Origin of the sequence: Paenarthrobacter sp. CCNWLY172, assembly GCF_037402035.1 — a bacterium.
Classification (GTDB): Bacteria; Actinomycetota; Actinomycetes; order Actinomycetales; family Micrococcaceae; genus Arthrobacter.
The window spans coordinates 38690-58134 of record NZ_JBBEGB010000006.1 but is presented as its reverse complement, the minus strand read 5'-3'; the positions used below and the strand labels follow the sequence as shown (position 1 = coordinate 58134).

The following is a 19445-nucleotide window of genomic DNA, read 5'->3' as shown; positions in this document are numbered from 1 at the left end:
CGTCAGCGCTTGGCTATCGCATCCACCACCGCTGTGAGGGCCTCAGGGACCTTCCCAGCGTCGGCGCCGCCGCCTTGGGCGACGTCGTCTTTACCGCCACCGCCACCGCCAAGGATGCCGGCAGCAAGGCGAACCAGCGCGCCGGCCTTGACGCCTGCTTCGCGGGCGGCCTCATTGGTGGCGATGAGGATCACCGGGCGGTCATTGCTGACGCCTGCCACAGCCACCGTGGCAGCCTCCGAGCCGAGGCGGCTGCGGAGGTCCAAGGCGAGATTCCGGAGATCGTCGGCACCGCCGACCTGACCGGCGTCGTGGGCTACTACGCGCACACCCGCAGCGTCCTTTGCAGTGCCCACCAGGTTTGCGGCAGCCGCGGCCAGCTGCTCCTTGCGAAGGCGGTCGAGTTCCTTCTCCGTTGCCTTCAGCTTGCTCAGCGTGCTGGAAATGCGGTCGGCGAGTTGCCCGGAGGGAACCTTCAGGAGTTCTGTGAGCTCAGTCACCAAGGCCCGCTCGGCGGCCAGATGACGGAATGCGTCCAGGCCAACGAAGGCTTCAACACGGCGGTTTCCGGAGCCAACGGACTGCTCTCCCAGCAGCGAAAGGCTGCCGATGAGCGAGGTGTTGGATACGTGCGTTCCACCACACAGCTCGCGGGACCAGGCGCCGTCGATCTCCACGACGCGCACTTCGCTGCCATAGTTTTCGCCGAACAGTGCCATGGCACCCAGCGCCTTGGCTTCAGCGAGCCCCATCACCTTGGTGTCTACCCGGTAATTGTTCCGGATGGCGATGTTGGAGACTTCTTCGATCTCGGACCGCGTGGCTGTGCTCAGACCCTCGCCCCAGGCGAAGTCGAAACGCAGGTAGCCGGCTTTGTTGTAGGAGCCACGCTGGGTAGCTTCAGGGCCCAGGATTTGATGCAGGGCGGCGTGCACAATGTGCGTGCCGGTGTGGGCCTGCTCGGCTGCGTGGCGACGTTCACGGTCGACGGCGGCGCGCACCAACGCATCTGAGGCAATCTCGCCTTCGCGGACAATAGCCTTGTGCACGCTCAGGCCCTTGATGGGCCGCTGAACGTCCAGGACCTCCACCACGAAGCCATCGCCGGTGATGAGGCCGGTGTCAGCGGACTGGCCGCCTGCTTCGGCATAGAACGGGGTTTCGTTGAGGACCAGCTCAATTTCGTCGCCGGTGGAGGCATGCCCTACAGCACGGCCACCGCTGACGATGCCGCGGACCGTGGATTCGCCCTCAAGTTCGTCATAGCCCGTGAAGACGGTCTCGCCCTTGCCCAGGAGATCCTGGTAGGCGCTGAGGTCCGCGTGGCCACCCTTCTTACCCTTGGCATCAGCCTGTGCACGCTGGCGCTGCTCGAGCATGAGCGAGCGGAATCCTGCTTCGTCCACCTTGAGGCCGGCCTCTTCCGCCATTTCCAGTGTCAGGTCGATCGGGAACCCATAGGTGTCGTGCAGGGCAAAGGCGTCGGCGCCGGAGAGCGGAACACCGGCGGCCTTCGATTCCGCCACGGCATCCTCGAGGCGGGCCGTGCCCGAAGCAATGGTGCGCAGGAACGCCTTTTCTTCGGCGTAGGCAATGCGGCTGATCCGGGCGAAATCCGTCTCCACCACGGGGTAGACGCCCTTCATGGCGTCACGGGAGGCGGGAAGAAGGTCCGGCAGGCAGGCCTTTTCGACGCCGAGCAGCCGCATGGCGCGGACTGCGCGTCGAATGAGGCGGCGCAGCACATAGCCACGGCCTTCGTTGGACGGCGAAACGCCATCAGCAATCAGCATCAGGGCAGAACGAATGTGGTCTCCGACGACGCGCATACGGACGTCGTCCGTGTGGTGCGGGTCTTCCGGAGACTCGGCCGAGGTGTACTCCCGGCCGGACAGTTCTGCAGCCTTGTCGATGACCGGGCGGACCTGGTCGGTTTCGTACATGTTCTCGACGCCCTGGAGGATCATCGCGAGACGTTCCATGCCCAGGCCGGTGTCAATGTTCTTCTGCGGGAGCTCTCCCACGATGTCGAAGTCCACCTTGGAACGGACATTTTCGATCTGGTACTGCATGAACACGAGGTTCCAGATCTCGATGTACCGGGTCTCATCGGCCAACGGGCCGCCTTCGATGCCGTAGGCGGGGCCGCGATCGTAGTAGATCTCAGAGCAGGGACCGGCAGGACCCGGCTGGCCGGTGGACCAGTAGTTGTCGGCTTTGCCCATGCGCTGGATGCGCTCCGCCGGGATGCCGGTGTTCTTGAGCCAGAGTTCCTTGGCTTCGTCGTCTTCTTCGTAGACAGTCACCCAGAGGCGCTCGGCGGGAAGTCCGTAGCCGCCGTCGTCAACGCTGGTGGTGAGCAGCTCGAACGCGAACTTGATGGCGTCTTCCTTGAAGTAGTCGCCAAAGGAGAAGTTGCCGCACATCTGGAAGAACGTCCCGTGGCGGGCCGTTTTCCCCACTTCCTCGATGTCTCCGGTGCGGATGCATTTCTGGACGCTCGTGGCACGGCTGTACGGGGGTTCTTCGCGCGCAGTCAGGTACGGAATGAACGGCACCATTCCGGCGACGGTGAAGAGAAGGGACGGGTCGCTGGAAACGAGCGACGCGGAGGGAACGGCGGTGTGGCCCTTGCTGACAAAAAAGTCCACCCAGCGTTTGGTGATCTCCTGCGACTTCATTAGCTGATTACTTACCCTTCTCAATTCACTGCACGTCATGTGCGCGGTACCGGCTGGTGCCGTTCCGCAGTTTTCCATTCTGCCCTGTTGCGGGCGTGGGAGCGAACCGCTCCGCTAGCGTCGGCTTGCTCCGGCGTCGTCAATCCCCAACGCCGCCCGAAGGTCCTCTTCCCGCTGGTGCATGCCCGTCCGGACCGCGTCGGCGAAATCGAACAAGCCATCAGCCATCCGGCCCACGGCACGGTTCAAGCCCTCAGGACCGATGTTCGCCTGGGCTTCAGTGATCTTCCGGAAGGCAATGACGCCGATGGCGACGCCGATGCCCATCCACACAATTCTTTTCATTGGTTTCTTTCTCCCTCTTATTCAGCGACTGTATAGGGCAGCTGCTGCGCAGGTCAGCGGCTGCGGCGGCCGGAGGAAGGTGCACGACGGCCGGCGAAGGCGGAACGTACGCCATAGCTGAAGGCAGCCACCTTGATCAAGGGAGAACCCACCGTGGCCGCCACCAGAGAGGACAACGCGGAGATGTTGGCCGAGGCATCGGAGACGTTCGAGGCGATCCCGTCAACCTTCTTCAGCTGCTGGTTGGTGGTGGTAACCGTAGCGGTCACTTCATCCATCAAGGGGGTTGCACCGTCGCTGATGGACCGGATGGAGGTGCGGACCTCGTCAAAAACGCCACCCAGCTTCAAGATTGGCACAGCCAACAACAACACAAGGAGCGCGAAGACTCCTGCTGCGATGAGGCCGGCGATGTCGCCACCAGACATAGAACTCTTCTCCTAGGGTTGTTGCATTGCCCTGCACCAGCCGCTGAACGGCTTTGGACAAGGCCTCCCAAGTACCTTACCCACTTTGGACCGGTACCTTACATACAAAGAAGCCCGCGGCATGTGCCACGGGCTTCTTTGTATGCGCTGCTTGAATTTAGCGAGCGTAGAATTCGACGACGAGCTGCTCTTCGCAGATCACGGGGACCTCAGAGCGCTTGGGGCGACGAACCAGGCGTGCCTGCAGGGCCTCGATCTTGACGTCCAGGTACGGCGGCACGTTGTTCAGAACATGTGCGCCTGCAGCTGCCACCTGGAACGGGGGCATGACCTCGGAGCGGCTGTGAACGTGGATGAGCTGGCCTTCGCCAACGCGGAAGGACGGGCGGTCCACGCGGATGCCGTCAACCATGATGTGGCGGTGCACAACCAGCTGGCGGGCCTGTGCGATGGTGCGGGCGAAGCCTGCACGGAGCACAAGGGCGTCCAGACGCATTTCGAGCAGCTCAACCAGGTTTTCACCGGTCAGGCCCTTGGTGCGGCGTGCTTCTTCGAAGGCACGGGTCATCTGGGCTTCGCGGATGCCGTACTGGGCGCGCAGACGCTGCTTTTCGCGCAGACGTACGGCGTAGTCGGAGTCCTGCTTCTTGCGGGCACGGCCATGCTCACCGGGGCCGTACGGGCGGCGCTCCATGTACTTGGCGGCCTTGGGGGTCAGAGCGATGCCGAGTGCACGCGAAAGGCGTGCGGTACGGCGAGCACGAGTGTTGTTAGCCACTTGTGTCCTTCCAATTACTGCGGTGTGTCAGTGTTACTGGCCTCCATCAGGGAGAGCATCGGCCAACCGCTGCCTCTTGCTACTAGCCCGGGCGCACAGCACTGTTGAAGGAATCTTCAGTGGGATTGTGCGTCGGGCCATGCCAGACAAGGATCAATCGTACCATGCACAACGTGGTTGACGCCTGTGGGCCTTCGAGGGGAATGGGCGCCCCTGCCTACTCCCCACGCACTATCTTGCGGAGCCGTTCCAACCTGGCGGCAATATCCCGTTCGGCTCCGTTATTGGTGGGCTGGTAGTAGTCCTTCCCCACCAAATCGTCGGGCGGGTACTGCTGGGTTGCCACACCGTGCGGTTCGTCATGTGCGTACTTGTAGCTCTTGCCATGCCCCAATTGTTTTGCCCCGGGGTAATGCGCATCCCGCAAATGCATGGGGATGCCACCGCCAAACCCTGCCCGGACATCAGCCACCGCTTTGTTCAAGCCCATATACGCGGCATTGGATTTCGGCGCGGTAGCCAAATGGACCACAGCTTCGGCGAGGACGATCCGCCCCTCCGGCATGCCGATCAACTGCACCGCCTGGGCTGCCGCCACTGCCGTTTGCAGCGCTGTGGGATCGGCCATTCCAATGTCTTCAGCGGCGGAAATCACGATGCGTCGTGCAACAAACCGTGGATCTTCGCCCGCTTCAAGCATGCGGGCCAGGTAATGCAGCGCGGCATCGACATCCGAGCCACGGATGGATTTGATGAAAGCACTGGCGACGTCGTAATGCTGGTCCCCGGCACGGTCATAGCGAACCGCCGCGGCGTCCAAGGCACGCTCGGTATGGCGCAGTTCCACCAGCACCGGAGCGTCAGGGGTGCCGTCGCCGGCGAGCCCCGGCTCGCCGTCGTCGTTGATTGGTCCAGCGTCGCCGTCCTCCCCCGGCACGGCATCGGTACCGTCCGGTTCAGGCCCGACGGCGGTGCTGTCACCGAACGCGACCCCGGCAGCGGCTTCCAGCGCGGTCAACGCCCTGCGGGCATCGCCGCCGGAGAGGCGCACCAGATGGTCCAGCGCCTCCGGGCTGAGCTCCACACGTCCGGCAAGGCCGCGCGCATCGGCGACGGCACGTTGCAGCAGTCCCCCAATGTCGTCATCGGTGAGCGGCTTCAGCGTCAGCAACAGGGACCTCGACAACAGGGGCGACACCACCGAGAATGACGGGTTTTCCGTGGTGGCGGCGACGAGCACCACCCAGCGGTTCTCGACACCCGGCAGCAGGGCGTCCTGCTGGGCCTTGTTAAAGCGATGGATCTCGTCCAGGAAGAGGACGGTAGTTTTCTTATAGAGGTCGCGGGCCGTCAAGGCCTCATCCATGACGCGCCGGACATCCTTGACGCCTGCGGTGATCGCAGACAATTCCACGAACTTCCTTCCGGGACCCCGCGCGATCACATGGGCCAGCGTGGTTTTTCCCGTCCCCGGAGGCCCCCAAAGGATCACGGAGCTCGGTCCGGCAGGACCGGCAGCTTCGGCCCCGGCTGCCAGCTGCCGGAGAGGCGAACCATGGCCCAACAGGTGCTGCTGCCCCACGACGTCGTCCAAGGTACGGGGGCGCATCCGCACTGCGAGGGGACTGCGCTGGGACGCCATCCAGTGCGCGTCGGAAGGCCCCCCGGGCGAATGCGGCGAGACCGCCGGTTCCTCCGACCCGTCGTCGTTGTCAGCACCGGCACCAAAGAGATCTTCCACATGGATAGGCTACTCATAGTTCCAGCAAAGGAGACATCCACCATGGACCGCCGAGCATCTGCCCCGCGCCACCAGGCCATCCGGACCGCCTTGGTGTCCGCCACCAGGTTGCCGGGCTGGGTGGAACGGTTCGCGGCCGGCCACGGTCCCGTGGTGGAAGACCTCCACGACGGCGGCCTCCTCCTGCGCGCAGCCGACGGAGCCACCGCGCTGCTAAAGGCGCCATGGCCATCCGACGGACGCCCCGGCCGGGGAAGCAGCGAACTCCACCGCCTCGCCTCATTGGCCGCCCAGGAACGCGGGCTGGGCCTGGTGCTGGTCCGGCGCGGCGGTTACGCTGTGGCCTCGGCCAGCGGCACCACCATCATCGCTTCCAAGAGCGGGAACCGATTCATCGATGCCAGGTCCACGGCGGAACATGCGGCCAGGATCTTCACGGAGCACCTGATGGAGTACATCGTGCCCGGCGGAGACAGGGCCTTGGTGGATCAGGTCCTTGCGCAGCCCGCCCTCAAGGCTTTCACAGGCCGCACACGGCTGGCATTCCTGGACATTCAGGAGATCAAATCCGCGGCCCTGCAGAAAGCGGCAGCAGACGCCTGCTCGATCCGGATTACTGTGACCGATCCGGCGGCGGCGGGTTAGCAGCCGCTGAGGGCACGTTTCAGGGGAGCCTGCCGGTACACGTAGCTGCCGTGGTCCACGAATCCAGCCTGCGTGTACAGCGCCTGTGCCCCGTGGTTGGCGGCCGTGACCAAAAGCCAGACCCCCTTGAGATCCCGCCCGGCACCGGCATGCAGCAACGCGGCCAGCACCTGGGCGGCGTATCCGCGCCGGCGGTGCCTGGCAGACGTCGCCATACCGTAGATACCACCCCAGCCATCAACCAGGGCGAGGCGCCCGACGGCGGCGGGGACGCCGTCGTCGTCCCTCACCATTGCGTACAGCGCCGGGCAGCCGGTGAGGATACTGTGAGCGACCGATAATTCGGCCTCACCCCCGCGGCCATCGACGGACCACCAGAGACTGAGCCATTCCTCAGAAGGCAGTTCGAGCATCTCCACCGTCGGTTGGCAGGACGGCAATGAGTCCAGGCCGCGGAGCATGATCTTCGTTTCGGACTGCCGGGTGAAGCGGCGGCGGTCCAGGAGATCATTGAGGGCAGCACTGCGGGAGTCATCGAACACTTGGAAAATCAATGGCAGACGGCGGCGCCGGTACCACTCCGATGCGGCGGTGACGGATCGCTCAAGGTCAGCGGCAGACTCCAGGCCGGTGGCCACTGCATGACTTTCTGCACTGCCTGCACTTTTTGCACTGTCTGCCGGGTTGGCCGGCCACACAGAATTGGCCCGTTGCGTCACCCCGTTCGAAGCACGAAGCACCCACTTCACCGTGCCTTCGCCAACAAGGTCTTCACGCTCAAGGGCCGGCCAGGCCTTATCCATGAGCGTTTCCAGCACGGTTTGCTCGAGCATCCGGCAGCACCTTTCGTTGAGGGAGTCTTGGGGGAGAAACGCCAAAGGCCCTCCACCGGAGTGGAGAGCCTTTGGGTGACCGTTTAGACGGTGGTGGTTTCCGGCTTGGCTGCAGGCTTGGCTTCCGGCTTGAAGTCGACGCCTGCCTCCTTGCGCTGCTGCGGAGTGATCGGTGCAGGAGCGGCAGTCAGGGGGTCGTAGCCGTTGCCCGACTTCGGGAACGCAATAACATCGCGGATGGATTCCACACCGGCGAGCAAAGCAACAACGCGGTCCCAGCCGAGGGCCATTCCGCCGTGCGGAGGTGCACCGTACTTGAAGCCCTCCAGCAGGAAGCCGAACTTGGTTTCGGCGTCTTCCTTGTCAAGCCCCATGAGCTGGAAGACCCGTTCCTGCACTTCGCGCTGGTGGATACGGATGGAACCGCCACCGATCTCGTTGCCGTTGCAAACGATGTCATAGGCATACGACAGTGCGGATTCCGGGTCCTGGTCGAAGGTGTCCAGGAATTCCGGCTTGGGCGAGGTGAACGCGTGGTGCACAGCCGTCCACTGCCCTCCACCCACAGCTACGTCACCGGAAGCGACAGCTGCGGCGGCGGGCTCGAACATGGGAGCGTCCACGATCCAGACAAACGCCCAGTCGTTGGGGTCGATCAGGCCGGTACGGTGACCAATTTCCACGCGGGCAGCACCGAGCAGGGCGCGTGCCGCTGACTTCTCACCGGCGGCGAAGAAAATGCAGTCACCAGGCTTGGCGCCCACGGCGTCGGCCAGTCCGGCACGCTCTTCTTCCGTGAGGTTCTTGGCAACGGGGCCGGCGAGCTCGCCGTCCTCCTTGAAGAGCACGTAGGCGAGGCCCTTGTGTCCGCGCTGCTTGGCGAATTCCTGCCAGCCGTCCAGCGTACGGCGGGGCTGCGAAGCTCCGCCGGGCATGACCACTGCGCCGACGTACGGTGCCTTGAACACGCCGAAGTTGGTGTCCTTGAAGAACTCCGTAAGCTCAGTCAGCTCCACACCGAAGCGCAGGTCCGGCTTGTCCGAGCCGTACTTGGCCATGGCATCCAGGTACGTCATGCGGCGGATCGGGGTGGGGATCTCGACGTCGATGAGCTGCCACAGAGCCTTGACGATTGCCTCGCCCAGCTCAATGACATCGTCCTGGTCCACGAAACTGGCTTCGATGTCGAGCTGGGTGAACTCCGGCTGGCGGTCCGCACGGAAATCCTCGTCGCGGTAGCAACGGGCAATCTGGTAGTACTTCTCAAAGCCACCCACCTGGAGCAGCTGCTTGAAAAGCTGCGGCGACTGCGGCAGGGCGTACCAGGAACCCGGCGCCAGACGTGCCGGGACCACGAAGTCGCGGGCGCCTTCCGGCGTCGAACGCGTCAGCGTGGGTGTCTCAATTTCGACGTAGCCACGCTGGTGCAGCAGTTCGCGGGCCACACGGTTGGCCTCCGAACGCAGACGCATGTTGCGGGCGGGGCCGGGACGACGAAGGTCCAGGTAACGGTGCTTAAGGCGTGCTTCCTCGCCAACTTCAACGTGTTCGTCGATCTGGAACGGAAGTGGCTCAGAGGTGTTGAGGATGACCACCTTGTCAGCGATCACCTCGATGTCACCCGTCGCCAGAGCCGGGTTTTCGTTGCCTTCGGGACGCTTGTTGACGGTACCCGTCACCTGCAGGACGTACTCGTTCCGCAGGCCATGGAAGACCTCTTCCTCACGGACTACCACCTGGGCGGCACCGGACGCGTCACGCAGGTCAACGAATGCAACGCCACCGTGATCACGGCGGCGGCCCACCCAGCCGGCCAGGGTAACGGTTTGTCCAATGTGCTCGGAGCGAAGTGATCCGAGGTCATGTGTGCGCAGCACAGCATTCCTTTCAGCATGAAATTTATAGGGACCGCTGCAATGGCGGTCCCGTCCGAGTTTACCCGCCCCGGCCGCGGCTCCCGCCAAACGGCGGAACAAGCGATGCCGGTATCAGGCGGTGGTGACGCGGACGTGCAAGTCCTCTTCCGCCGGCGTCCATTCTGCGGGGTCGGCGTCAACCTGCTCACCGGTGCGGATGTCCTTGACCTGGTGTTTGCCGTCGTCGTCGGTAAACCACACAAACGGGATACCGCGCCGGTCGGCGAACTTGATCTGTTTGCCGAACTTCTCGGCTTTTGCAGCAACTTCGGTCGCGATGCCCCTCCCCCGCAGTTGTGCCGCGATATCCTGCGCGGAAGACCAGCTGTCGTCCGTATTCAAGGCAACCAGGACCGCTGTGGGGACCGAGCGCGATGCCGTCGCCAGTTCCTGGCTAAGGATGCGCGATACGAGGCGCGTCACACCGATGGAAAGGCCGACGCCGGGGAACTTGCGGTTGCCCTTGCTGGCCAGGGCGTCATAGCGGCCACCGGAGCAAATGGAACCGAGCTGCTCATGGCCCACCAGCACGGTTTCGACGACAGTTCCGGTGTAGTAATCCAAGCCGCGGGCGATGCTCAAATCGGCAACCACCTTTCCCGGGGCACGCTGTACGGCCGCCTGGATGACCTGCTCCAGCTCGTTGAGCCCTTCCTCCAGGAGCTCATCGGTGACGCCCAGGGCGCGGACCTGCTGGACGAAGGAGGTGTCCTCAGTGCGGATACGAGCCAGTTCCAAGGCCAGTCCGGCTTGCTCGTCCGTGGCACCAAGCTCGCTCTTCAACAGCTCTGCCACCCTCGCAGCGCCGATCTTTTCCAGTTTGTCGATGCTGCGCAGGACCCCGGCAGTGTCCGCCAGGCCGATCCCGCGATAGAAACCCTCGGCCAGCTTCCGGTTGTTGATCCGGAGCCGGAAATCCGGAATCGGCAACGCGCTCAATGCCTCGGCAATGACCAGGGCAATCTCGACGTCGTAGCGGAACGGAAGCTCGCCGTCGCCCACCACATCGATGTCCGCCTGGGTGAACTCACGGGCGCGGCCTTCCTGCGGCCGCTCGCCACGCCACACCTTCTGGATCTGGTAGCGGCGGAAGGGGAACGCCAGGTAGCCGGCGTTCTCCACCACGTAACGGGCGAAGGGAACAGTCAGGTCGAAGTGCAGGGCCAAGGCGTTGGGATCCGCTTTATCTGACTTCGCAGCCTCACCCTCGTCATCCTGGAGCCGGCTCAGCCCGTAAACCTCTTTGTCGATCTCGCCTTTGCGGAGCAGCTGCCCCACAGTTTCCACCGCCCTGGTCTCGATGGACGAAAACCCATGCAACTCGAACGTCTTGCGGAGCGTATCCAGCACGTGGAGCTCCACCAACCGCTCCTGGGGAAGCCACTCGGGGAATCCGGACAGGGAGGCGGTACGTGCCATGGTGGAAATGTCTCCTCGAAGAAAGCTGACGCTGGTATGGGACCCACAGCTTTAAAACGCCCGTACGGCGTTTACAGGGCGGGCGTCCAGCCGGTCATGCATAAACTATGTGCGGCAGCCAGTTTATGCTTTCCGCGCGTGCACATCTAATGCAGCATGCCCGGGTTCCTGTCGGCGGCCCCGGAAGTGGACACAATCAGGAGGACTCTTGGCAACAAGGTCGCGGGATGACCGCGAAGCGAAACGGCGCATCAGGCAGATGGAAGCCAAGCGTGCCCTGCGGCAGGAACAGGGCAAGCGGCGCAAACGCGACAACACCATCGCCGTTGGCGCAGGTGCCGCAGCGGTGGTTCTGGCCGTCGTGCTGCAACTGACGGTCTTCAGCTCCAACCCCACCGAAGCGGAGTTCGCCGCCGCAGAAGCCGGGCTCAGCTCTCCGTCCGCTTCGCCGTCTGCGTCTAACAGTTCGGACATTCCCAGCCCGGACACAGCCGCTGGAAAAACGTTCACCGGCGAGCTCGCGTTGAACAGCGGAGTGGTCGGCGTTGAACTGAACGGAACGGCTGCACCCCAGGCCGCGGCAGTGTTCAAGTCACTCAGCGACTCCAGCTACTACAACGGGAAGTTCTGCCACCGCCTGACGACCTCGGAAACCTTCGGGCTGCTGCAGTGCGGCGCCCCGTCCGAAGACGGCGCGGACGACCCCAACTACCGATGGGGTCCGCTGGAAAACACGCCCGCAGACAACAAGTACCCTGCGGGGACGATAGCCGTGGCCCGCAGCGGGAACAACGCCTATGGCAACGGGCACCAGTTCTTCATCGTCTACAAGGACACCACCATTCCTGCTGACACGGCCGGTGGGTACACCGTAGTGGGCAAGGTAACCAGCGGGCTGGACGTAGTTACCAACATCGCCGCCGCAGGCCTGAAAACCGGCGAAAGCACCAGTGACGGCGCCCCTGTGGCACCTGTCACGATAGACTCGTTTTCTCTGAAGTAACCAGCTCCAGGCCCCGGCCCGGGGTGCATTACCTGAGCAGTCCCTCCAAGCGAAAGACTTTTAGCGGTGACAGACAGTCAGAAATCCGACGAAACAGCAGTAGTGGCCAACGAAGAAGAAGCAGTCGAGGCGACCAGCCCCGACCATGTGGAAACCTCCGTCGCGCCGGCAGCTGCACAAGAACCAGCGCCTGTTGATGAGGCAGCAGCCGGGGCCGAAACAGCAGCCGGGGACAAACCGGAACCTGCAGCGACGCCCGAGGCCGAAGCAGCCGCAAGTGAGCCGGCCGCACCGCGACCTGCCCCGTCCGCTGCCCCAACACCTGCAGCGCTTGCGGCCCGCCCCAAGGCTCCCGCCGCCGTCGTTCCCGCTGCCCCGGCCGTGTCCGCCGCGTCGCTCGCCGAGGCAGCCAAGTGGGGTCGCGCCGAACGCGATGGCCACGTGTTCCTGACGCTGGATGGTGACGAGATCGCCGTCGGCCAGTACCCGGGGGTCAGTCCCGACGAAGCCCTGGGTTACTTCGCCCGGAAGTTCGACGACATTATTGCCCAGGTGGTCCTGCTGGAACACCGTGTTGAGTCCAAGGCCCCGGCCACGGACATGCAAAAGACCGTCACTCATCTCCGCGAACAGCTTGCAGAGCGCACCATGGTGGGCGATATCCGGTCTGCGGAAGCACGCCTGGATGCCCTTTCCACCCAGATCGTGGAGCTGGAAAAGTCGGAGAAGGCAGCACACGAGGCTGTGCGGGCCGGCGAACTCGCTGCACGCGAAGCAATAGTATCCGAAGCCGAATCCATTGCCGGACAGGATCCTGCCCAGATTCAATGGAAGACCTCCAGCGCCCGCATGAACGAGTTGTTTGAAACCTGGAAGGCGGCGCAGAAGAGCGGTGTACGCCTGGGCCGCAGCAATGAGGACGCATTGTGGAAGCGGTTCCGTTCGGCCCGCACAGTCTTTGACCGTCACCGCCGCGCCTACTTCTCACAACTTGACAGCAACAATTCAGCAGCGAAGTCCGCCAAGGAAGCGCTGATCGCCGAGGCTGAAGCCCTCTCCTCTTCCACCGATTGGGGATTCGCCGCCGGTGAATACCGCAGGCTGATGGACCAGTGGAAAGCCACCCCCCGGGCGAGCCGCAAGGATGACGACGCATTGTGGGGCCGCTTCCGCGCCGCCCAGGATGTCTTCTTCAGCAACCGCCAGGCGGCCAACGACCAGATCGACCAGGAATACACCGCCAACCTGGTGGTCAAGGAGCAGCTGGTAGCTGAAGCGCAGGCCCTGCTTCCCATCAAGGACCTCAACGCAGCCAAGAAGGCCCTCCAGTCCATCAGGGACCGCTGGGAAGATGCCGGCAAGGTTCCGCGAGGGGACATGGGTCGCATCGAGGCCGGACTCCGCAAGGTTGAAGACGCCGTCAAGGAAGCCGAAGAAGAGAAGTGGCGCCGGAGCAACCCGGAGACCAAGGCGCGCACCAACAGCGCCCTCTCGCAACTCGAAGCTGCCATCGCCGGCCTTAAGGATGACCTCGAGAAGGCTGAAAAGGCAGGCGACCAGCGCCGCATCAAGACTGCCCGCGAGGCCTTGGAGGCCCGCCAGGCGTGGCTGGACCAGATTCAGCGCTCTGCAAGCGATCTCGCCTAGCGCTTCTGGCAAGGCACTACCGCAGGCTCCGTTCCAGTTATCCACATAACCGGAACGGAGCCTGTACTGCTTCGGCGGCGGCGCGGAATGATCAGTGGATGGACCCCGCTGCCGCCGCCCCGCACCTATCGGAGCCGGCCATCCCAGAGCTGTACTCCCCCCACCGGATCTTCACGTGGAACGAACTCCAGGGCATGGCCTTCGACGGCATCCTGCTGCCGCTCTACGGGAAGAGTTACGCCTCGCCGGGCACCGCTGTCACCCATCGCCTCCGGGCCCGCGCAGCAGCCCTCACAGTTCCGGAACGGATCCGAACCAAAGTAGTTGCCGGCCGCCTCACGGCCGCGTGGATCTACGGCTGCGCGAACCCTCCGGAGCGCCTGTCGCTCCTGGTTGATGCGAAGCACCGCATTTCAAGTCTGCGCGGAAGCACCGCCTGCAGCCTCCACGAGGTCCGGCTTGGTCAAATGGACGTAGTGAGTCTGGGCGGGATGCTGGTGAGCAGCCCGCTCCGCACCGCAGCTGACATCGCCTTGCATGTGGAAAGTGACCGCGCCCTGCCTGCCCTGAGGCGTCTCCTGGCCAAGGACGACCTGGGAATCCGGTTGAGACTCCTCACGCTGGCCGTGGAGGCAACACCGCGCGTTCCCCACAAGCGGCGTGCGCTGGCCACCCTTGCACACCTTGCTGCCGGCTAGCTGCGCCGCCTGTTACCCGTGGTGCGGTAGACATCAAAGACGCCATCAATGCGGCGTACGGCATTCAGGACGTGGTGCAGGTACTTGGGGTCGCCCATTTCGAAAGCGAACTTCGAGATGGCAACCCTGTCGCTCGAGGTGTGGACCGAGGCAGCGAGGATGTTCACGTGATTTTCGGACAGAATCCTCGTCACGTCGGACAACAGGGATTTACGGTCCAACGCCTCCACCTGGATTTCCACCAGGAACACACTCGACTGCGTGGGAGCCCATTCCACTTCCACGATTCTGTCCGGTTGGTCCCTGAGCCCCGAAACGTTGGTGCAATCGGTCCGGTGGACGGAGACGCCCGAGCCACGGGTGACGAATCCCAGGATGGGGTCCGGCGGAACGGGTGTGCAACAACGGGCCAGTTTGACCCAGACGTCGCCCACACCGCGGACGATGACTCCGGAGTCCGAGAATTTGGACTTGGCAACCTGCGTCGGAATGCTGACTTCGTCGAGGTCTTCATCCGGAGTCTCGTGGCCGCCCAAGTGCTCGACGAGTTTTTCCATCACGGATTGGGCGGAGGTATGTCCATCGCCCACCCCTGCGTAGAGCCCGGAGATATCTACGTAGTGGAAGTCCTCGGCCACCGCAGACAAGGCGTCGTGCGTCATAAGGCGCTGCAAGGGCAGGTTCTGCTTCCGCATGGCCCGCGTCAGCATGTCCTTGCCGCGATCGATTGCTTCTTCGCGGCGTTCCTTGGTGAACCACTGGCGGATCTTGTTGCGTGCGCGTGCCGACTTGACGAAATGTTGCCAGTCCTGGCTGGGACCGGCTCCTTCGGCCTTGGATGTGAAGATCTCCACCCAGTCGCCATGGTTCAGCTCACTGTTGAGCGGGACCAGCTTGCCGTTGACGCGGGCGCCGATGGTCCTGTGGCCGACCTCCGTGTGGACGGCGTAGGCAAAATCGACGGGAGTCGATCCCGCGGGCAGGGCCATGACCTCACCCTTGGGGGTGAAGACGAAGACTTCGCGTGCATTGATCTCATAACGCAGCGAGTCCAGGAACTCGCCGGGGTCCGACGTTTCCTGCTGCCAGTCCACCAACGACCGCAACCAGCCCATGTCCCCATCGCGGGGGCTGCCGGGGCCCTGCGCCGTGCGGTTTGGCTGGTCCTTGTATTTCCAGTGTGCTGCCACACCGTACTCGGCCCGGCGATGCATCTCATGGGTTCGGATTTGAATCTCCACGGGCTTGCCGCCCGGGCCGATCACCGTGGTGTGCAGCGACTGGTACATGTTGAACTTGGGCATGGCGATGTAGTCCTTGAACCGCCCCGGAAGGGGATTCCATCGCGAATGCAGGGTACCCAGAGCTGCGTAACAGTCCCGGACCGAGTCCACCAGGACGCGCACGCCCATGAGGTCGTTGATGTCGTCGAAGTCCTTATCCCGGACGATCATCTTCTGGTAAATGGAGTAGTAGTGCTTGGGACGCCCGGTGATGGTCGCCTTGATCCGGGCCGTGCGCAGATCATCAGCTATCTGGTTGCGGATGACACTGAGGCTCTTCTCGCGCTCCGGCGTGCGGTCCCCCACCATGCGCACGATTTCCTCGTACACCTTGGGATACAGGGCAGCGAAGGACAGGTCTTCGAGCTCCCACTTGATGGTGTTCATGCCCAGTCGGTGAGCCAGGGGGGCAAAGATCTCCAGCGTTTCACGAGCCTTGCGGGAGGAAGACTCAGCGGAGACAAAGCGCCACGTACGGGCGTTGTGCAGGCGGTCGGCCAACTTGATCATCAAGACACGGATGTCCTTGGCCATGGCCACAACCATCTTGCGGACGGTCTCTGATTGCGCGGCTTCGCCAAAGCTGACCTTGTCCAGCTTGGTCACGCCGTCCACCAGCATGGCAACCTCGGGACCAAAATCCCTCGTCAGGTCAGCGAGTGTGTAGGGCGTGTCCTCCACGGTGTCGTGAAGCAACGCCGCTGCCAGGGTGGTTCCTGTCATTCCGAGTTCAGCCAGGATGGTGGCCACGGCAACCGGATGGGTGATGTAGGGATCACCACTCTTGCGTTTCTGGCCCTGGTGGCTTCGCTCCGCTACGGCGAAGGCCCGCTGGATCAGGTCAAAGTCCTCTTTGGGGTTGTTGGCCCGCACTGTCCGCAGCAAAGGTTCGAGGATCGGAGAATACGGAGCCACGCCACGACCGGTCAGACGGGCCAAACGGGAACGTGTACGCTCCCGACGGCCCGGGAAGGTTGGACGCGCGCCAGGGGTATCCACCGGAACAGCTCCCGCAGTCCGTCCAGCCATGCTTGTTGCTGGAACCGCCACAGCATTGTGGCCGTCTTCCCCGCCCGCCGGTGGTGCCGACGTCGCACGTTCTTCCACAGAAGTACCCCTCACAACCGAATAATTCTCTAAGTCTATTCCCGTCAGTGAATGCTTCTGCAAATGGGCAGCACATGACGCATGGGACGGGCAAGTCAAAGAGCCGGTCCCGCGTAACTGCGCGGACCGGCTCCTTGGTCAAACAGAGGAGTTGCCAGAGCCTAGACGGTGACCTCGGCCCGGCGGTGGGCTACCTTCTTGGCCTGCTTTACGAGTTCCGGTTCACCTTGGCGCAACCAGGCGTACAGGGGCGCCGCGATAAAGATGGTGGCTGCCGTACCGATGAGGATACCGACGAACAACGCCAGCGAGAGGTCACGCAGCGTGCCCGCACCCAGGAGACCGGCGCCGATGAAGAGGATCGCTGCCACCGGGAGCACGGCCACCATCATGGTGTTGATGGAGCGGACCAGGGTTTGGTTGACGGCCAGGTTGACCTCTTCGGCGAATGTACGGCGGGTGGAAGTCGAGATATCGGCCGTGTTCTCGCGGATCTTGTCGAAGACCACAACGGTGTCGTAGAGCGAGTAGCTCAGGACCGTCAAGAAGCCGATGATGGCCGACGGCGTCACCTCGAAGTCGCTCAAGGCGTAGACACCCGCTGTGGTGAACATTGTGACAAGCATGCCCACGAGGGCCGACAACGACATCTTCCAGGTTCTGAAGTACAGCGCCATCAGGACAGCCGCCAAACCAACGAACACCACCAGGCCGATGAGTGCCTGCCTGGTGACATCCTGACCCCAGGTGGGACCCACAAAGTTGGACGTCACTTCATTCTCGGTAACGCCATAGGCGCTGGTAAGGCCGTCCTTGATGCGGTTGGTCTCATCATCGGTGAGCTGGTCCGTTTGGATCCGCATGGTGTTGCCCGCGACGTTTGCCACGCGCGGGATGGCGCCGGGTACGACGTCGTGCACAGCCTTTTCGCCAAGGCTGGCGTCCGTGGTGCTCACGTTGGAGACGGTGAACTCCGAGCCGCCCCGGAACTCGATGCCAAGGTTGAAACCGCCCTTGGCCACCGGAATGAGGATGGACAGGGCCACCGCGACGGCCGCAATGATGAACCAGATCTTCTTCGAATTGACGAAGTTGTACGAGCGCTTGCCCGTGTACAGCTCATGGCCGAAGGTTGCGAAGCTCGTAGTCATTACTTCTCCTCCTTGGTTGCCTTGGAGGAACCAGTCAACTGGCCCTTCTCGGCAAGGCGCCGTTCGGCGATGGTCATGCGACGTTCAGCTTCAGCCACTGCGCCGGTGTTCCGCGCACGGACAGCCGGGGGCTTCTCGTCAGGTGTACGGAGCCGGCCCGCGCCACGGTACAAGGGAACTGCCCCAAGACGGTCCGGGGAAAGGCCCGAGAATCGGTGGCCTTCCCCGAAGAACTTGGTGCGCGCCAGAACCTGCAGCATGGGGTGGGTAAACATGAACACGACCAAGAGGTCGGCGAGGGCTGTCAGGCCCAAAGTGAAGGCGAAGCCGCGCACGTTGCCGACAGCCACGAAGTAAAGCACCAGGGCAGCAAGGAGGTTGACCGCCTTGGAGGCAAGGACAGTTCGCTTGGCCCGCTTCCAGCCGTTTTCGACGGCGGATACAAGTCCGCGGCCTTCGCGCAGTTCATCGCGGATACGCTCGAAGTAGACGATGAACGAGTCAGCGGTCTGGCCGATGGCCACGATCAAGCCAGCCACGCCGGCGAGGGAGAGTCGATAGTTCTCGGTCCAGCCGAGGATCGCGATGGCCAGATAGGTCAAGACGCCGGCCACCACCAAGGAAGCGATGGTGACAAGGCCCAGGGCCCGGTATTGGAAGAGGGAATAGACCACCACCAGCAGCAAGCCGATCATGCCGGCCAACAACCCGAGCCGGAGCTGGTCCCCACCCAGGGTGGCCGAAATCTGTTCCTGTGACTGGATCTCGAAGCTGATGGGCAGGGCACCGTAACGGAGCTGATCGGACAGCGCTTTGGCAGTAGCCTGCGTGAAGTCACCCGTGATCTGCGGGCGTCCGTCGGTGATCACTGCCAGGGAACGCGGTGCGGAAATGACTTTGTCGTCCAGGACAATGGCGAACTGGGATTTGGGATCTTCAGTTCCCTGCGCCTGGGCCGCCACATAGTACTGGTTGAGCCGCTCGGTGACGGCCTTGAACTTCTCGGTGGCATCCCCGTTGAAGACGATGTTCACACCCCAGGAGTTGGTGACCGAACCCTGGGCGCCCTGCACCTGGGAGAAAGTGGAATCGCTGATGTCCTGGCCCCGGACTTCTACCGGTCCAAGGATGTACTTGAGGGCCGGAGTCTTGGCTGTGGCAGCTTCGCAGGTGACAAGGGGCTTGGCCGGATCGGAGCGTTCACGCCTTTCCGTCGAAGGATTGACGCAGTCAAGTGCTTCAAATTCCTTCTGGACTTCGGGGGTGATCCAATTGACATCACTCGCATTGGCCGGCTCCGCCGTCGGTTTGTTCAGCTGGTCATCCGGTGTGCGTGATTCCACCGGGACGGCCGCGGGATCGCCGTAGGTGATGACAGGCCGGAAGTTCATGTCGGCCGAAGCCTGGATCAAGTCGCGGGTTTCCTTGGACGGTGTACCCGGGAGGCTGACCACAACATTGCGGCCGGACTGGGTGCTGATCTCTGCTTCAGCAACACCCGAGCCATCAACCCGCTGACGGATGATGGCAACTGCCTGGTTGAGCTGCTCTTCGTTGATCTCGCTGGATCCGTCAACCCTGGGCGCCAGGATCATCTGGGTACCGCCCTCGAGGTCCAAGGCAAGCTTGGGTGCCCAGCTGGCATTCCCAGTCAAAACTCCGCCACCGAGGACAGCGGTGAGTACAACGAATATTGCTCCAAGCCAGGTCAGCACCCTGCGGGCTGAATTTTTGGGGCCGGTCCGTGCCATTATCGATCTTCCTGTTATC

General features: G+C 63.2%; 15 protein-coding genes. 4 read left to right on the top strand and 11 right to left on the bottom strand.

The window, feature by feature from the left end:
• Positions 1 to 2: 2 nt before the first annotated feature.
• The 5 genes from alaS to WBN73_RS10840 form a co-directional block, all read right to left on the bottom strand.
• A complete protein-coding gene (alaS, locus tag WBN73_RS10860; protein WP_207593675.1) occupies positions 3 to 2681 on the bottom strand; it encodes an alanine--tRNA ligase in 2679 nt (892 codons plus the stop codon).
• A 114-nt stretch (positions 2682 to 2795) separates the two neighbouring features.
• The gene (locus WBN73_RS10855; RefSeq protein ID WP_207593676.1) at positions 2796 to 3026 is read right to left on the bottom strand and encodes a hypothetical protein; all 231 of its coding nucleotides are present in this window, start codon (positions 3024 to 3026) and stop codon (positions 2796 to 2798) included.
• Positions 3027 to 3079: 53 nt separating this feature from the next.
• A complete protein-coding gene (locus tag WBN73_RS10850) occupies positions 3080 to 3454 on the bottom strand; it encodes a DUF948 domain-containing protein (RefSeq protein WP_011774967.1) in 375 nt (124 codons plus the stop codon).
• A gap of 157 nt (positions 3455 to 3611) precedes the next feature.
• Positions 3612 to 4232, bottom strand: a complete 621-nt coding sequence (gene rpsD / locus WBN73_RS10845) for a 30S ribosomal protein S4 (protein ID WP_207593677.1) — start codon at positions 4230 to 4232, stop codon at positions 3612 to 3614.
• A 217-nt stretch (positions 4233 to 4449) separates the two neighbouring features.
• Positions 4450 to 5973, bottom strand: a complete 1524-nt coding sequence (locus WBN73_RS10840; protein WP_207593678.1) for a replication-associated recombination protein A — start codon at positions 5971 to 5973, stop codon at positions 4450 to 4452.
• 42 nt (positions 5974 to 6015) lie between these two features.
• Here WBN73_RS10840 and WBN73_RS10835 point away from each other — a divergent pair, with 42 nt between their 5' ends.
• A complete protein-coding gene (locus tag WBN73_RS10835; protein WP_337340258.1) occupies positions 6016 to 6618 on the top strand; it encodes a Vms1/Ankzf1 family peptidyl-tRNA hydrolase in 603 nt (200 codons plus the stop codon).
• Here WBN73_RS10835 and WBN73_RS10830 read toward each other — a convergent pair.
• The 3 genes from WBN73_RS10830 to hisS all read right to left on the bottom strand — a co-directional run bounded on the left by WBN73_RS10830 (position 6615) and on the right by hisS (position 10786).
• A complete protein-coding gene (locus WBN73_RS10830) occupies positions 6615 to 7451 on the bottom strand; it encodes a GNAT family N-acetyltransferase (protein WP_337340257.1) in 837 nt (278 codons plus the stop codon). The genes WBN73_RS10835 and WBN73_RS10830 overlap by 4 nt on opposite strands.
• 83 nt (positions 7452 to 7534) lie before the next feature.
• Entirely contained in the window at positions 7535 to 9328 is a 1794-nt protein-coding gene (aspS, locus tag WBN73_RS10825; protein WP_337340256.1) for an aspartate--tRNA ligase, read from the bottom strand.
• A 111-nt stretch (positions 9329 to 9439) separates the two neighbouring features.
• On the bottom strand, positions 9440 to 10786 hold the full coding sequence (hisS, locus tag WBN73_RS10820; protein WP_207593682.1) for a histidine--tRNA ligase: 1347 nt from the start codon (positions 10784 to 10786) through the stop codon (positions 9440 to 9442).
• Positions 10787 to 10994: 208 nt separating this feature from the next.
• On the opposite strand from hisS, the gene WBN73_RS10815 reads away from it, so the two are divergent.
• The 3 genes from WBN73_RS10815 to WBN73_RS10805 all read left to right on the top strand — a co-directional run bounded on the left by WBN73_RS10815 (position 10995) and on the right by WBN73_RS10805 (position 14134).
• Positions 10995 to 11789 carry a peptidylprolyl isomerase gene (locus tag WBN73_RS10815; protein WP_207593683.1) on the top strand — a complete coding sequence of 265 codons (795 nt, stop codon included), beginning with the start codon at positions 10995 to 10997 and terminating at the stop codon, positions 11787 to 11789.
• A 66-nt stretch (positions 11790 to 11855) separates the two neighbouring features.
• On the top strand, positions 11856 to 13436 hold the full coding sequence (locus WBN73_RS10810; protein WP_337340255.1) for a DUF349 domain-containing protein: 1581 nt from the start codon (positions 11856 to 11858) through the stop codon (positions 13434 to 13436).
• A 98-nt stretch (positions 13437 to 13534) separates the two neighbouring features.
• Positions 13535 to 14134, top strand: coding sequence for a hypothetical protein (locus tag WBN73_RS10805; protein ID WP_337340254.1), 600 nt, complete (start codon positions 13535 to 13537; stop codon positions 14132 to 14134).
• On the opposite strand, the gene WBN73_RS10800 is transcribed toward WBN73_RS10805, so the two are convergent.
• The 3 genes from WBN73_RS10800 to secD form a co-directional block, all read right to left on the bottom strand.
• Positions 14131 to 16524, bottom strand: coding sequence for a RelA/SpoT family protein (locus WBN73_RS10800; RefSeq protein WP_207593686.1), 2394 nt, complete (start codon positions 16522 to 16524; stop codon positions 14131 to 14133). The genes WBN73_RS10805 and WBN73_RS10800 overlap by 4 nt on opposite strands.
• Before the next feature lie 161 nt (positions 16525 to 16685).
• On the bottom strand, positions 16686 to 17675 hold the full coding sequence (secF, locus tag WBN73_RS10795) for a protein translocase subunit SecF (protein WP_207593687.1): 990 nt from the start codon (positions 17673 to 17675) through the stop codon (positions 16686 to 16688).
• Positions 17675 to 19426 carry a protein translocase subunit SecD gene (gene secD / locus WBN73_RS10790; RefSeq protein WP_207593688.1) on the bottom strand — a complete coding sequence of 584 codons (1752 nt, stop codon included), beginning with the start codon at positions 19424 to 19426 and terminating at the stop codon, positions 17675 to 17677. Before secD ends, secF begins: the two co-directional genes overlap by 1 nt.
• Between the last annotated feature and the right edge of the window lie 19 nt (positions 19427 to 19445).

Coding starts and splice junctions, on each gene's coding strand:
- secD (WP_207593688.1), bottom strand. CDS start 19,426: ATGGCACGGACCGGCCCCAAAAATTCAGCCCGCAGGGTGCTGACCTGG.
- WBN73_RS10830 (WP_337340257.1), bottom strand. CDS start 7,451: ATGCTCGAGCAAACCGTGCTGGAAACGCTCATGGATAAGGCCTGGCCG.
- WBN73_RS10805 (WP_337340254.1), top strand. CDS start 13,535: ATGGACCCCGCTGCCGCCGCCCCGCACCTATCGGAGCCGGCCATCCCA.
- secF (WP_207593687.1), bottom strand. CDS start 17,675: ATGACTACGAGCTTCGCAACCTTCGGCCATGAGCTGTACACGGGCAAG.
- WBN73_RS10850 (WP_011774967.1), bottom strand. CDS start 3,454: ATGTCTGGTGGCGACATCGCCGGCCTCATCGCAGCAGGAGTCTTCGCG.
- hisS (WP_207593682.1), bottom strand. CDS start 10,786: ATGGCACGTACCGCCTCCCTGTCCGGATTCCCCGAGTGGCTTCCCCAG.
- WBN73_RS10855 (WP_207593676.1), bottom strand. CDS start 3,026: ATGAAAAGAATTGTGTGGATGGGCATCGGCGTCGCCATCGGCGTCATT.
- WBN73_RS10835 (WP_337340258.1), top strand. CDS start 6,016: ATGGACCGCCGAGCATCTGCCCCGCGCCACCAGGCCATCCGGACCGCC.
- alaS (WP_207593675.1), bottom strand. CDS start 2,681: ATGAAGTCGCAGGAGATCACCAAACGCTGGGTGGACTTTTTTGTCAGC.